13 protein-coding genes are annotated in these 13,992 nt (G+C 43.8%); 9 read left to right on the forward strand and 4 right to left on the reverse strand.

What is annotated here, in order from left to right; translation table 11 throughout:
* Position 1: 1 nt before the first annotated feature.
* The 9 genes from mraY (at position 2) to LA303_RS03605 (ending at position 10,571) form a co-directional block, all read left to right on the forward strand.
* Positions 2–1,243, forward strand: coding sequence for a phospho-N-acetylmuramoyl-pentapeptide-transferase (gene mraY / locus LA303_RS03565; protein WP_240526560.1), 1,242 nt, complete (start codon positions 2–4; stop codon positions 1,241–1,243).
* A gap of 10 nt (positions 1,244–1,253) precedes the next feature.
* The gene (gene murD, locus LA303_RS03570) at positions 1,254–2,600 is read left to right on the forward strand and encodes a UDP-N-acetylmuramoyl-L-alanine--D-glutamate ligase (RefSeq protein WP_240526561.1); all 1,347 of its coding nucleotides are present in this window, start codon (positions 1,254–1,256) and stop codon (positions 2,598–2,600) included.
* 14 nt (positions 2,601–2,614) lie between these two features.
* A complete protein-coding gene (locus LA303_RS03575; protein ID WP_240526562.1) occupies positions 2,615–3,784 on the forward strand; it encodes an FtsW/RodA/SpoVE family cell cycle protein in 1,170 nt (389 codons plus the stop codon).
* Complete coding sequence (gene murG / locus LA303_RS03580) at positions 3,781–4,902, forward strand: undecaprenyldiphospho-muramoylpentapeptide beta-N-acetylglucosaminyltransferase (protein ID WP_240526563.1); 1,122 nt, start codon at positions 3,781–3,783, stop codon at positions 4,900–4,902. The genes LA303_RS03575 and murG overlap by 4 nt, the downstream gene beginning before the upstream one ends.
* On the forward strand, positions 4,899–6,245 hold the full coding sequence (gene murC / locus LA303_RS03585; RefSeq protein ID WP_240526564.1) for a UDP-N-acetylmuramate--L-alanine ligase: 1,347 nt from the start codon (positions 4,899–4,901) through the stop codon (positions 6,243–6,245). Before murG ends, murC begins: the two co-directional genes overlap by 4 nt.
* Positions 6,242–7,012 carry a cell division protein FtsQ/DivIB gene (locus tag LA303_RS03590; RefSeq protein WP_240526565.1) on the forward strand — a complete coding sequence of 257 codons (771 nt, stop codon included), beginning with the start codon at positions 6,242–6,244 and terminating at the stop codon, positions 7,010–7,012. Before murC ends, LA303_RS03590 begins: the two co-directional genes overlap by 4 nt.
* Positions 7,013–7,016: 4 nt before the next feature.
* Positions 7,017–8,318, forward strand: coding sequence for a cell division protein FtsA (gene ftsA / locus LA303_RS03595; RefSeq protein WP_240526566.1), 1,302 nt, complete (start codon positions 7,017–7,019; stop codon positions 8,316–8,318).
* A gap of 79 nt (positions 8,319–8,397) precedes the next feature.
* A complete protein-coding gene (gene ftsZ / locus LA303_RS03600; RefSeq protein WP_240526567.1) occupies positions 8,398–10,104 on the forward strand; it encodes a cell division protein FtsZ in 1,707 nt (568 codons plus the stop codon).
* A gap of 14 nt (positions 10,105–10,118) precedes the next feature.
* Positions 10,119–10,571 (forward strand): GatB/YqeY domain-containing protein, encoded by a 453-nt coding sequence (locus LA303_RS03605; RefSeq protein WP_240526568.1) that lies wholly within the window; start codon positions 10,119–10,121, stop codon positions 10,569–10,571.
* Between the two features lie 129 nt (positions 10,572–10,700).
* Here LA303_RS03605 and tsf read toward each other — a convergent pair whose 3' ends face one another.
* The 4 genes from tsf to rplM form a co-directional block, all read right to left on the reverse strand.
* Positions 10,701–11,528: a translation elongation factor Ts gene (gene tsf, locus LA303_RS03610; RefSeq protein ID WP_240526569.1), complete on the reverse strand. Its 828-nt coding sequence runs from the start codon at positions 11,526–11,528 to the stop codon at positions 10,701–10,703.
* A gap of 20 nt (positions 11,529–11,548) precedes the next feature.
* Positions 11,549–12,409 (reverse strand): 30S ribosomal protein S2, encoded by an 861-nt coding sequence (rpsB, locus tag LA303_RS03615; protein WP_240526570.1) that lies wholly within the window; start codon positions 12,407–12,409, stop codon positions 11,549–11,551.
* A 110-nt stretch (positions 12,410–12,519) separates the two neighbouring features.
* A complete protein-coding gene (rpsI, locus tag LA303_RS03620; RefSeq protein ID WP_240526571.1) occupies positions 12,520–12,909 on the reverse strand; it encodes a 30S ribosomal protein S9 in 390 nt (129 codons plus the stop codon).
* Positions 12,910–12,913: 4 nt separating this feature from the next.
* Positions 12,914–13,369: a 50S ribosomal protein L13 gene (gene rplM, locus LA303_RS03625; protein ID WP_240526572.1), complete on the reverse strand. Its 456-nt coding sequence runs from the start codon at positions 13,367–13,369 to the stop codon at positions 12,914–12,916.
* Positions 13,370–13,992 lie beyond the last annotated feature (623 nt).

The raw sequence follows: 13,992 nt of genomic DNA on the forward strand, positions 1-13,992 counted from the left end.
TATGCTGTACTATCTATTTAAATATCTGCATGATGCCTATTCTTTTCCGGGAGCGGGAGTGTTTCAGTATCTCTCATTCAGGGCGGCTATGGCCATCATTACTTCGCTTCTTATCAGCTTGGTTTTTGGTGAACACTGGATTCGATATTTAAATAAAAAACAGGTGGGCGAAACGGTTCGTGACCTGGGTCTGGAAGGACAGCTTGAAAAACAGGGAACGCCTACCATGGGCGGACTGATTATTCTTGCCTCGATCATTATACCGGCTTTGCTTTTTGCCCGGCTCGATAATGTGTATATCCTGCTCATGCTTTTTACTACCGTTTGGCTGGGCGCTTTGGGTTTTCTGGATGATTATATCAAAGTCTTTAAGAAAAATAAAGAAGGTTTACCCGGCAGATATAAGATTATCGGACAGGTAATTCTGGGACTGGTTGTCGGTTTGGTGATGTATTTTAATAAAAATGTGGTGACCCGCGAAAAACAGGTTCATCAGGTAACACAGGTTTATTCTTTGATGGATAAATCCGGTCCGTCAGCCCGCTTTTCCATTACTGATAAACATTCTACCAAAACTACGATTCCTTTTTTGAAAAACAATGAATTCGATTATGCGGTATTGTTAAAATGGCTGGGGCCCGGTTATGAAAAATGGGCGTTTTTGGTTTTTATCCCGGTGGTCATTCTGATTATTACCGGGGTTTCCAACGGGGCTAACCTGACCGATGGGATGGACGGACTGGCGGCGGGAACATCCGCCATTATGGGCGCTACATTGGGAATCTTGGCCTGGGTTTCCGGTAATATCATCTTCGCTGATTATCTGAATATCATGTACTTGCCTAATGTGGGTGAGCTGGCGGTTTATATCAGTGCTTTTGTGGGAGCCACGGTGGGCTTTTTATGGTACAATACTTATCCGGCGCAGGTGTTTATGGGCGATACCGGTAGTTTGGCTATCGGCGGAATCATTGCCGTATTTGCCATTATTATTCGTAAAGAATTGCTGATTCCCATTTTCGGCGGCATTTTTCTCGCGGAGAGTATCTCGGTGATTCTGCAGGTCAGCTATTTCAAATATACCCGGAAAAAATACGGAGAAGGAAAACGCATTTTCAAAATGGCGCCTTTGCATCATCACTATCAAAAGCTGGGTTTTCCGGAGCCCAAAATTGTGTTGCGCTTTTTTATTGTGGGAATTGCACTTGCCGTAGCCACCATTTTAACATTAAAAGTGCGCTAAATGAAAGATAATGAAAACAACAGACGACATAGTGGTTTTGGGAGCCGGAGAAAGCGGTACCGGCGCTGCTGTGTTGGCGAAAAAAAAGGGACTAAAGGTTTTTGTCTCGGATAAAGGAAAAATAAACGAAAAATATCGTCGCGTTCTTACACAGTTTGATATTGATTTTGAAGAAAACGGGCATACGTTTCCGCGCATTTTCTCTGCCCAAAAGGTGGTGAAAAGTCCGGGAATTCCTGATACGGTTCCCTTTATTCAGCAGTTGCACGAAAAGGGAATACCGGTAATCTCGGAAATTGAATTTGCGGCAGCTTATACCCGGGCTAAAAAGATAGCCATTACAGGAAGCAACGGAAAAACCACCACCACCTTGCTGACTTACCACATTTTGAAAAAAGCAGGCATGAACGTGGGACTGGCCGGCAATGTGGGGAAAAGTTTTGCCTGGCAGGTGGCTTTTCATGATTTCGACTGGTATGTGTTGGAGATCAGTAGTTTTCAGCTGGATGGAATGGTCCGGTTTAAGGCCGATATCGCCATTTTGCTGAACATTACACCCGACCATCTTGACCGGTACAATAACGATTTTCAGCAATATGTGGACAGTAAGTTCCGGATACTTCAAAATCAAACAGCGGATGATTATTTCATTTACTGGGATGATGATCCGGTGATCAAAAAGGAATTAAAAAAAAGAAAAATCACGGCTGTCCGGGTACCTTTTGGTGAACATTGTGCCGAAAGTAATCCGGGAGCCGGAATAATTAATAAGAAAATAAGGTTTAACAACGGTAAAAACAGTTTCGATATGACACTTGAACAATTAGCTTTACAAGGTAAACACAACACCTACAATTCAATGGCCTCAGGTGTGGCAGCTCATTTGATGGAAATCAGAAAAGAAACCATTAAACAGAGCCTTTCTGATTTTCAGAATATTGCTCACCGGCTGGAATATGTGGCCAGTGTTCACGGTATTACTTTTATTAACGATTCAAAAGCTACCAATGTCAATTCAACATGGTATGCACTGGAATACATGGAGAAACCGGTGATCTGGATCGTCGGCGGTGTGGACAAAGGGAATGACTATGATTTGCTCAAACCGCTGGTGGCCGAAAAAGTAAAAGGCATTGTTTGTCTGGGACTTGATAACCGGCGCATACATCAGGCTTTTGAAGGATTGGTGGATACCATTATCGATACCGAATCGGCCCGCGAAGCCGTGGCCACAGCCTATTATCTGGCAAAAAAAGGCGATGTGGTACTGCTTTCTCCTGCCTGTGCCAGCTTCGATTTGTTTGAAAATTATGAAGATCGTGGAAATCAGTTTAAAGCAGCAGTAAACGAATTATAAAAACGGGAGCTAAAATGTCAGTTTTCCATTCTAAAATAAATATTAAAGGCGACCAGGTAATCTGGGCGGTCGTATTTATTCTTACGATTCTCTCTTTTCTCGCCGTGTATAGCTCTACCGGAACACTGGCTTACAAATACCATGGGGGGAATACGGCGTATTATATGCTGAAACATGGTATTATCTTGCTTACCGGTTTGCTGTTGATGTATCTTGCTCATTTGCTGAAATATACATACTATTCCCGTATCTTCCAGATTGCTTTTTATATTGCTGTTCCTTTGCTGTTGTTGACGTTGCTTTTCGGGTTGAACCTGAACGAAGCCCGCCGTGCACTTCCTTTACCGTTTCATTTGAGTTTTGAAACATCCGACCTTGCTAAACTAACGCTTACCGTTTACCTTGCCCGGATTCTGACGAAAAAAGAAGAAGAAATTAAAGATTTCGGGAAAGTATTGTTGTATTTGATGCTGCCTGTTGTTATTGTTTGTGGCCTGATTTTTCCGGCTAACTTTTCTACTGCTGCCCTTATCTTTGTCTCCAGTCTGGTTTTGATTTATATCGGAAGAGTAAAATTCTCTTATATCCTGGCTATTTTGGGATTAACGGTTTTACTGCTTGGCTTTGCCATTGGCATTTTGTTTATGATGCCGGCCGGAAAACAGGCCCGGCTGGCAACCTGGAAAACCCGTATTGAACAGTACGTAAAAGGAGGCGATGCCAAAGACAATTATCAGGTGGAACAGGCCAAGATTGCTATTGCTTCCGGTGGTATTTTTGGAAAAATGCCCGGGAAAAGCACCCAACGTAACTTTTTGCCTCATCCGTATTCCGATTTTATTTATGCCATTATTGTGGAAGAGTATGGCCTTTTGGGGGGAACAGTGGTTGTTTTACTTTACTTGATCCTGTTGTACCGGGCGGTACGCATTGTAACCAAAGTCCCCAATAATTTTGGGGCTTATCTTGCTATGGGACTAAGTTTTAGCCTGGTTTTTCAGGCGATGATCAATATGGGGGTAGCCGTGCATCTTTTACCGGTGACCGGACAGCCGTTGCCGTTGGTAAGTATGGGAGGAACTTCCATTTGGTTTACCAGCCTTTCCATAGGCATTTTGTTAAGTGTAAGTAAAGAGATAGAAACAAATAATACAGAAACAGAACCAGAACCGGTGGCTTCATGAAAAAGGAAAAAACATATAAAATTTTGCTGAGCGGTGGAGGCACCGGAGGTCATATCTTTCCGGCAATTGCTATTGCCAATGGATTGAAGGAAAAATTGAAACCGGTGGATATTTTGTTTGTGGGAGCCAATGGCCGCATGGAAATGGAAAAAGTACCCCAGGCCGGTTTTCCCATTGAAGGGCTGCCCATTAGCGGAATTCAACGGCGGTTGACCCTGAAAAATTTATTGTTCCCGTTTAAGTTGATAGTGAGTTTGCTGAAAGCTAAAAAGATCGTTAAGCAATTTCAACCCGATGTGGTGGTGGGAACGGGGGGATACGCCAGTGGTCCTCTGTTGAAGATGGCTGCAAAAAAAGGATTCCCCACACTTATTTTGGAACAAAATTCTTATCCGGGAATTACCAACCGTTGGCTCGGAAAGGTGGTAGATGTGATTTGCACGGCTTACGAAGGAATGGAAAAATATTTCCCGGCCGAAAAAATTGTGGTTACGGGTAGCCCGGTACGGAAAAATATCCGGGAGATAAAATACACACCCGGTGAAGCCCGGAAGTTTTTTGGCCTGGAAGAAAACCGGAAAACCTTGTTGATTATTGGTGGCAGTCAGGGCGCTTTGCGGATTAATGAAGCGGTGGCTTTGCATATCGAAAAATTGCTGGCAAACGGAATTCAGGTAATCTGGCAAACCGGAAAATTTTCGCAGGAGATGGCTGAACGTTCATTGCTCAATGCAAAGTTTAGAAACCGGGTAGTGGTAAAAGATTTTATTTACGAGATGGATAAAGCGTATGCCGCAGCTGATGTGGTGGTGTCGCGGGCAGGGGCCATTGCCATTGCCGAAATTGTGGAAACCGGTAAACCGGCTGTTTTTATTCCGTTGCCATCAGCAGCCGAAGATCATCAAACCCGAAATGCCCGGGCTTTGGTACAAAAAGATGCTGCGTTGTTGCTCGAAGAAAAAAAAGCTCCCCGGTTATTTTTTGATGTGGTTTTCGGTTTACTGAAGGATGAAGAAAAACAACAGCTTTTTCGGAAAAACCTGATGCTGTTTAAGCATGGAGATGCTACAGAAAAAATTGTTCATGAAGTCATACAGTTAATACAAAAGCAGGCGTGAAAACAAAAAAAGACATACTCTTCTTTTTGGGTATCGGCGGAATCGGGATGAGTGCCCTGGCCCGTTGGTTTCTTGCCGGCGGCTATACCATTTACGGGTACGATGCTTTTCGTACACCGTTGACCCGTCAGCTTGAAAAAGAAGGAATGCATGTTTTTTATACCGAAGATGTGGCCCGGGTTCCGGAAACGGTAACCCGGGTGATCTATACGCCGGCGATTTCTAAAGATCATCCATTGTTTCGTTATTTTGTTTCGCAGAATGTGAAAATGGAAAAACGGGCAGCTGTCCTGGGTGATATCAGCCGCGATTTGTTTACCATAGCCATTGCCGGAACACATGGGAAAACCAGTGTGACTGCCATGGTTGCCCATATATTGAAAGAAGCCGGATTTCCCGTCACTGCTTTTATCGGAGGAATAGCCAAGAATTTTCAGGGGAACTTTGTCTTTTCTCCTGATTCAAAATATCTTGTGGCTGAAGCAGATGAATATGACCGCTCTTACCTTTTTCTGCATCCCGATGTAGCGGTCATTACGTCCATGGATGCGGATCATCTGGATATTTATTCCGGTATGGATGATTTGCGGAAAACTTTTATGCAGTTTGCCCGGCGGCTTCCTGAAAACGGCAAGCTGGTGCTTAAAGAGCGGTTGCCTGAGCCGGAAAATATTTCCGTGATAACGTATGGTTTTTCTGAAGAAGCGGTTCTGAAAGCCGAAAATATCCGGATAGAAAAAGAGAGATATTGTTTTGATGTAAAGCAAAATAAAACGTTGCTTTTTTCTCCAGCGCTGCGTCTTCCCGGTTTGCATTATGTGGAAAACAGCCTGGCCGCAACCGGTGTGGCTTTGCAATTGGGTATAGCTCCTGCGGTTATTCGGGAGGCATTAAAAAGCTTTACCGGTGTACAGCGCCGGTTTGATATCCGGATTCAAACACCGGAACGGATCTTTATTGATGATTATGCCCATCATCCCGAAGAGTTGCGGGTAACTTTGCAAACCGTTAAAACGCTTTATCCGGACAAAAAACTTACCGTGGTTTTTCAGCCGCATTTATACAGCCGTACCCGCGATTTTGTTGATGATTTTGCCCGGGTTCTCGAAACAGCGGATCGGATCATACTGCTGGATATTTATCCTGCCCGTGAGAAACCGATTCCGGGAATCACTTCGCAATTGATTGCCGATAAAATAAAACAGACCGAAACCATTTTGATGAACAAGGAAGCATTGTTGCCGTTTTTAGAAAAGGAAAAACCGGAACTGTTGCTTACACTGGGAGCCGGAGACATTGGACTGCTGGTTCCTGATATAGAAAAAATATTACGTGTCTCATGAAAAAAACATTGTCCATATTGTTTGTTTCGTTGTTTGGTGTAGCGCTGCTTTTGCTGGCGGCATTTGCCTTTCGTGAGTATCGTAATCAACGTGTCAAGGACATCGTTATCCACATCAACCGCAAAGGGGAAAAGGGATTTCTTTCAAAAAAGGAAATAAAAGCCCTGATCATCCGGAATGATTCAGTGATCGGAAAGCCGATAAAAAGGGTCAATACGGCGAAACTGGAAAAGCAAATTGATAAAAATCCGTATGTGAAACAGGCCGATGTTTATATGAGTATTGCTGGCCGACTTATGGTGAATGTCAGTGAGAAAACGCCTTTGTTGCAGGTTCTTAACCTGAAAAATCAAAGAGGATATGTTGATCATAACGGCACTTTTTTCCCGTTGAGTAATGCATTTGCTCCCCGTGTTTTGCCTGCCAACGGATATATTAAAACCGGGTGGCATAACGGCGAAAATATTTTTGACAAAAAATTCAGGAATACTTCGCTACCTGTTTTATTTTTGCTGGCCAAAAAAATTGAAGCGGATCGCTTGTTGCGGGTTTATATCAGCCAGCTGTTTGTCAATAGCCGGGGAGAAGTTGACCTGGTTCCTGAACTGGGAAGGTATGTCATCCATTTTGGTGACAGTACCCGGATGAATGTGAAACTGGAAAATTTAGAAGCCTTCATAAAGCAGGTTTTCGCTCATGGAGGCTGGTCAAAATACAGAAGTATTAATCTGGAATTTACCAACCAGGTGGTTTGTACAAAAAAATAGGCTTATGGAAGAAAATGAAATCATTGTCGGACTCGACATCGGAACTACAAAAATTGCCTGCATCGTCGGACAAAAAGACGAATTTGGAAAAATTAAAATACTGGGTTACGGAAAAACCGAATCCATTGGCGTGAAACGCGGCGTGGTTATCAATATTGAAGATACCGTTACTTCTATTAAAACAGCGGTGGCACAAGCCGAAGAAAAATCGGGGGTTGATATAAAATATGTTAATGTGGGTATTGCCGGTCAGCATATCAAGAGCATTCAACACCGTGGATCCATGATCCGGCAGGATGCCGACCAGGAAATTACCAACGAAGAGGTCGAAAAACTCATCAGCGACATGTATAAACTGAACATGTCTCCCGGTGAGGAAATTATCGAGGTAATCCCCCAGGATTTCATTATCGATGATGAAGACGGAATTCGCCATCCCGTGGGAATGCTGGGAAATAAGCTGGAAGCCAATTTCCACATTATTATCGGCCAGATTGCCGCGGCCAAGAACATTTATAAATGTATTGTGAAGGCAGGGCTTGAAATGGCCGATCTGATTCTTGAGCCTATGGCCTCGGCACAATCGGTACTCAGCGATGAAGAAAAAGAAGCCGGAGTGGCGTTGGTGGACATTGGTGGCGGAACCACTGACATCGCCATTTTCCAGGACAGCATCATCCGGCATACGGCGGTGATTCCGTTTGGTGGAGATATTGTCACCGAAGATGTAAAAGAAGGTTGTTCCATTATTCGCCGGCATGCCGAGGAGCTGAAAGTAAAATTTGGTTCGGCTCTTGCCGATGAAAATTCTGAAAATGAAGTGGTGGCTATTCCCGGATTAAGGGGCCGTCCTCCCAAAGAAATTACCTTGAAAAACCTGGCTTCCATTATTCAGGCACGCATGGAAGAGATTATCGAACATGTTCATTATGAAATAAAAACCTCCGGATTTGAAAAGAAATTAATTGCCGGCATTGTACTGACAGGAGGAGGAGCCCAGTTGAAACATATCAATCAGCTGATGGAGTTTAAAACCGGTATTGAAACCCGCATCGGTTATCCCAATGAGCATCTGGCGCAGGAAGTTCCTGAAGAAATGGCCAGCCCGATGTATGCCACCGGTATCGGATTGGTCATCGAAGGAATCAAACGGCTGGAGAGTGATATCAAAACATCCAAAGGCGATTTGGAAAAAGCTTGGGAGAAACCGGTTGTTCCGCGAAAAGAAGAGAAAAAAACAAAGACTTCCAAAGGAACCAAACGGTATATGGAAATCTTAAAAAAGTGGTTTGAAGATACCAATTAAATTAACTTTTTCATGTTAAAAACTATCTTCAGGTCAATAGGAAAAGCAAAAACAAACAATTATTTTTAATACGTAAATTATGGTTGAAAACAGTCGGGAAGAGAAACAAACCAATTTGTTAAAAGTTATGGAGAATAAAATAGCATTTGCTCCCAAAAGCGAACCCTCAATTATAAAAGTGATTGGTGTGGGCGGCGGTGGCGGAAACGCTGTAAACCACATGTTCCAACAGGGTATCGAAGGGGTTGACTTTGTGGTGTGTAACACGGATATGCAAGCCCTTGAAGCCAGTCCTGTGCCGGTAAAAATTCAACTCGGAAGTACGGGACTCGGAGCAGGCTCTATTCCCGAAGTAGCCGAAAAAGCAGCCAACGAATCGTTGGATAAATTGAAAGGTGTTCTTGACAGCGAAACACAAATGGTTTTTATTACTGCCGGAATGGGCGGTGGTACCGGAACCGGTGCAGCACCGGTCATCGCCAAATATGCTCGCGAACTGGGATTGCTTTCTGTTGGGATTGTTACCCTTCCGTTTCGTTTTGAAGGCCGCCGTAAAATGTTGAAAGCTGAACAGGGAATTGCCGAGTTGCGCAAATATGTGGATACCCTGCTCGTGATTAGCAACGATAAATTACGTGAACAGTATGGCGATCTGGGATTGAAAAATGCTTTTGCCCACGCTGACGACGTGCTGACCTCTGCCGCCAGGGGAATTGCGGAGCTGATTACGGTCCACGGTTATGTAAATGTGGACTTTGAAGATGTGAAAACCGTGATGAAAGACAGCGGTAAAGCCATTATGGGATCGGCTGTTAAATCGGGCGAAGACCGTGCTTACAAAGCCATTGAAGAAGCAATGCATTCGCCGCTGCTGGACGACAACGACATTACCGGAGCCCGGAATATTTTGTTGTATATTTCCACTGCCCATGATGCTGATGTGACCATGGATGAAATTACGGTGATCACCGATTATATTGCCGATAAATGTGGCGAAGGAGAAACGGATGTGATCTGGGGACGCGGATTTGACGATACCATGGGCGATAGCCTGGGCGTGACGATCATTGCCACCGGATTTGATTCTAAAGAGAAAAAGAACCCGTCGTTTACTGCTGTTTCAAAAAAAGAAAAAGAAACTCCCGAACCGGAATTGACTGTCCGGACAAAATCTGATGAAGAAGTTACTCCGGAGAAAGCAGCTGCCTCCCCGGAAGAAACAACTGAAAAAGTTTCGGATGAGCAAACTGCTTCCGTTGAACCTGTTGAGAAAGAAGAAAAGCAGGAAGCTCCAAAGCCGGATGTGACAAGCATTTCCGAACCGGTTCGCCCGGCAAAAAAGATAGTGCATACGCTGGATGAAAACAACGAAGAAGAGAAAAAGGATACTTTTACATCCGCTTCTCATCCTGCGTCGGAACATTCTTCTCAGGAGCAACATGAGCCGACAGTGGTGCATAAACTGATAAAAAAAGAGCCGTCAACATTTGATAAACCGGCCGGTTCTCCTTCCGGAAAAACGCAGGAGAAAGAAAATGAACTGGATGAGCGGGTACGGAAAGCTTCGGAAGAAAGAAAAAGAAAATTGGCCCAGTTGAGCATGCTGAAAAGTACACCGGTAGCTGAGCAGGAAAAGATCCCGGCTTACAAACGCCGGAATGTGCAGCTTTCAGAGCCCAATTATTCTTCAGAGTCTCAGGTTTCGCGATATACTTTGTCGGAAGACGGGAAGAAAAATGCCATTATTAAATCGGATAATTCATTTTTACATGATAATGTAGATTAAAAACAGGTTGCTTTATGGGGTTGGAACATTTGATTAATCAGGATTTGAAAGAAGCCATGCTGGCCAAAGACCGGCGTAAACTGGAAGCTTTGCGGGCAATTAAAGCAGCTTTGCTGCTGGAAAAAACCGGAGGCGGACGTGGTGATGCGGAGATTCCGGAAACCGTAGAGTTGAAATTGTTGCAGAAACTGGTGAAGCAACGCCGCGATACGGCAAAAATTTACCGGGAACAAAACCGTGCTGATCTGGCTGAAGAAGAGGAATACCAGGCTTCAATTATTGAAAAGTACCTTCCGGAGCAAATGTCGGAGGAAGAGATTCAGGCTGTAGTGGATAAAGTAGTTGCAGATACCGGCGCTTCTTCCATGAAAGAAATGGGAAAAGTAATGGGGATTGTTTCCAAACAGCTTGCCGGCAAAGCCGATAATAAAACCATTGCCTTGCTGGTAAAAAAGAAATTATCGTAGCGAAAAAGTGTGGAGTTTACATAATAAAGGCTGTCGGCTTTATGCGGGCAGCCTTTTTTGTTGGCAGAATAAAAAAAGCCGGTAAAGAAAATCTCCACCGGCTTGGAATTTATTCACTAAAAACAAGCTTTAACCTAAAGCAAGACGTTTAAAGTCAGTAACAGTCAGGTCTTTATCATAACCTTCCAGGTATTGTTTTACCGTTTTTTTGGAATCTTTGATAAAAGCCTGGTTCAACAGGGTGTTTTCTTTAAAGAATTTATTCAGTTTACCCATGGCAATTTTTTCAACCATTTGTTCCGGTTTTCCTTCCTGGAGCGCCTGTTCTTTTCCAATCTCCAGTTCGCGATCAATCACTTCCTGCGGAACGCGGTCTTTATCAACAGCTACAGGAGCCATGGCAGCAATTTGCATTACAACATCATGTCCGGCTTCGGCAAAAGCATCACCGGCTTTGTTTAACCCGGCAATAGCAGCAATGCGGTTTCCCGGATGAATGTATGCGTAGGTGCTTTCTGCTTCAACCACTTCGTATTTTCCGAGTTGGATTTTTTCTCCGATAACCCCGGTTTTTTCGATAACCGATTCTTCTACTGTGCGGTCACCCAGTTTCATGGCTTTTAATTCGTCCAGACTTTTGGCCTGTTGGGCTACAGCAAGGTCAATAACCGACTGAACATAAGCAATGAAATCCTGGTTTTTGGCTACAAAGTCTGTTTCGCAGTTGATCATTACAGCAGCGGCAAATTTTTTGTCGTCGCTGACTTTGGCCAGAACAACACCTTCGGCAGCTTCACGATCAGCTCGTTTGGCAGCCACTTTCTGGCCTTTTTTACGCAGGTAGTCGATGGCTTTTTCCTGGTCACCGTTGGTTTCAACCAAGGCTTTTTTGCAGTCCATCATTCCTGCGCCGGTAATTTTTCTTAGTTCGTTAACTTGTTGAGCAGTTATTTTCATTTTTTAATTTTTTTCGGAATTTATTTTACCTTTTTCACCACTTTAGTTTTTTTGCCTTCTTTTTCAGCTGCTCTGTCAGCTTCTTCTTCGGCCTGTTTCAGAACTTCTGATTTTGCTTTCAGATCAGCTTCTTTGGCTGCAGCAATGGCATCTTCTTTGGCTTTTTTCTCAGCAGCACTTTTTTCGCGGGCCATTTTCCGTTCGGCCAGTCCCTCAGCTACTGCAGAGGTAACTACATTCATAATCAAAGCAATACTTTTTGAAGCATCATCGTTGGCCGGAATGGGAAAATCAACCAGATTCGGGTCGGTATTGGTATCGACCATGGCAAAAATCGGAATGTTTAATTTGCGGGCTTCAGCCACGGCAATTTTTTCTTTGTTAATGTCCACAATGAACAAAGCTGCCGGAATACGGGCCATGTCAGCAATACTTCCCAGGTTCTTTTCCAGTTTGGCTCTTTCGCGGGTAACCTGCAGGCGTTCCCGTTTCGACAAGTTTTTCCATGAGCTGGTTGTCATCATTTTGTCGATGGCAGCCATTTTACGTACGGCTTTCCGGATGGTGGCAAAGTTGGTCAGCATACCGCCGGGCCAACGCTCCGTTACGTAAGGCATATTTACTTTTTTGGCCATTTCAGCCACAATGTCTTTTGCCTGTTTTTTGGTGGAAACAAAAAGAATCCGGCGACCGGACTTGGCAATTTGTTTCATGGCTTTTGCTGCTTCTTCCAGTTTAGCCTGGGTTTTGTACAGGTCAATAATGTGGATTCCGTTACGCTCCATAAAGATATAGGGAGCCATATTCGGATTCCATTTGCGTTTGAGGTGGCCAAAATGTACGCCCGCCTCGAGCATTTCGTCAAAGGTTACTTTTACCATTTTAATTTGTTTAATTTGTTTACATTCACTTAAATCAATTGCTGAATAGTCCGTTAAAACGGAGTTTCAGCAATTTGGATACTAAACGCATTCCAATATCCTGAAATATCCTAACGTTTGGAGAACTGGAATTTCTTACGGGCTTTGGGTTGTCCCGGTTTTTTACGTTCCACCATACGTGGGTCTCTTCTCAAAAGACCATGTTCTTTGAGTACCGGTCGGTATTCTTCTTCGTTAATTTTAAGCAGGGCTCTTGAGATGGCAAGGCGAAGTGCTTCAGCCTGACCATTAAAACCACCACCTGTTAAATTGACTTTAATGTCGTATTTTCCCTGGGTTTCGGTGAGGAGCATGGGTTGTTCCACAACATAATGCAGGGTGGCAATAGGGAAGTATTCTTTATAATCACGTCCGTTTACGGTAATTTTACCGTCGCCGTCTTTTACATAAATACGTGCAATAGCAGTTTTTCTTCTTCCGAGAGCATTAATGACTTCCATGCTGTTATCTGATTGAATTTAAATTAATTTTTTTCGGTTTTTGGGCTTCATGGTTGTGTTCGCTGCCTGCGTACACATGAAGGTTTCTGAACAACTGGCTTCCCAGTTTGTTTTTGGGTAACATGCCTTTGATGGCTTTTTCCACCATGGCAGTGGGCTTTTTGGCCATTAAATCTTTGGCTGGCGTAACACGTTGTCCCCCGGGATATCCGGTGTGACGAATGTATTCTTTCTGATCCCATTTATTACCGGTCAGGCGGATTTTATCGGCGTTAATGATAATAACATAATCGCCCGTATCGGCATGGGGGGTGAAATTGGTTTTGTATTTTCCCCGCAGGAAATTGGCAGCTACCGAAGCCAGTCGGCCTAATACCTGATTTTCCGCATCAATCAAAACCCACTCTTTCTTGGCGGTGGCTTTGTTGGCACTGATTGTCTTATAACTTAATGTATCCATCTATCTGTTTGTTTCTTAAGCCTTTTTACTATTTCGTCCGAAAATCGGGGTGCAAAAATAGAAACTATTTTCCAATTGACCAAAGTTTTAAACATTTTATTGTTGATTTTTTACCGGAAGATTTTCTTTTTTGTTTGGGGCGGGCTTGCGCACAGGCTGGCACGGGCTTTCTGTTATAGTCCCGGCGGCAGAAGCGGTGTATTGCCACCGCCGGCTGCGAGCTTCCTTCGGTCGCTGCAGCCGGGCCATTCCCCCGGTTTCAACAGGCGCTACATCCGCTTCTGCCACCGGGCGCTGCCACTTCAATCCCTGCGCCGAGATTGGCCATTGGGAAAGGATGAATGATGAGTGTAGAACGGTGAATGACTGATTTTAATGTTTTACTGTCATTCTGAACGGAGCGATAGCGAAGTGAAGAATCTCAAAAATAATCACGACTGTTCAAAGAGATGCTTCACTGCGTTCAGCAGGACAAACTAGTTGATTTTTAGAATTTGGGATTTTTTTTGCGATTTGATTTTTTGTTTTTTGGCATTTCCCACTTTAGGCATTCCTAACTTTTGTCATTAGTCATTGGTCATTGAAAAGAATGAGTTTAAGTGTGATTTACAGTTTTCTGTATT

Source organism: Candidatus Sulfidibacterium hydrothermale (assembly GCF_020149915.1).
Taxonomy (GTDB): domain Bacteria; phylum Bacteroidota; class Bacteroidia; order Bacteroidales; family F082; genus Sulfidibacterium; species Sulfidibacterium hydrothermale.

Bases quoted from the DNA above. Each gene is read 5' to 3' on its own strand.
- mraY (WP_240526560.1), top strand. From the start codon at position 2: ATGCTGTACTATCTATTTAAATATCTGCATGATGCCTATTCTTTTCCG.
- murD (WP_240526561.1), top strand. From the start codon at position 1,254: ATGAAAACAACAGACGACATAGTGGTTTTGGGAGCCGGAGAAAGCGGT.
- LA303_RS03575 (WP_240526562.1), top strand. From the start codon at position 2,615: ATGTCAGTTTTCCATTCTAAAATAAATATTAAAGGCGACCAGGTAATC.
- murG (WP_240526563.1), top strand. From the start codon at position 3,781: ATGAAAAAGGAAAAAACATATAAAATTTTGCTGAGCGGTGGAGGCACC.
- LA303_RS03590 (WP_240526565.1), top strand. From the start codon at position 6,242: ATGAAAAAAACATTGTCCATATTGTTTGTTTCGTTGTTTGGTGTAGCG.
- ftsA (WP_240526566.1), top strand. From the start codon at position 7,017: ATGGAAGAAAATGAAATCATTGTCGGACTCGACATCGGAACTACAAAA.
- ftsZ (WP_240526567.1), top strand. From the start codon at position 8,398: ATGGTTGAAAACAGTCGGGAAGAGAAACAAACCAATTTGTTAAAAGTT.
- LA303_RS03605 (WP_240526568.1), top strand. From the start codon at position 10,119: ATGGGGTTGGAACATTTGATTAATCAGGATTTGAAAGAAGCCATGCTG.
- tsf (WP_240526569.1), bottom strand. From the start codon at position 11,528: ATGAAAATAACTGCTCAACAAGTTAACGAACTAAGAAAAATTACCGGC.
- rpsB (WP_240526570.1), bottom strand. From the start codon at position 12,409: ATGGTAAAAGTAACCTTTGACGAAATGCTCGAGGCGGGCGTACATTTT.
- rpsI (WP_240526571.1), bottom strand. From the start codon at position 12,909: ATGGAAGTCATTAATGCTCTCGGAAGAAGAAAAACTGCTATTGCACGT.
- rplM (WP_240526572.1), bottom strand. From the start codon at position 13,369: ATGGATACATTAAGTTATAAGACAATCAGTGCCAACAAAGCCACCGCC.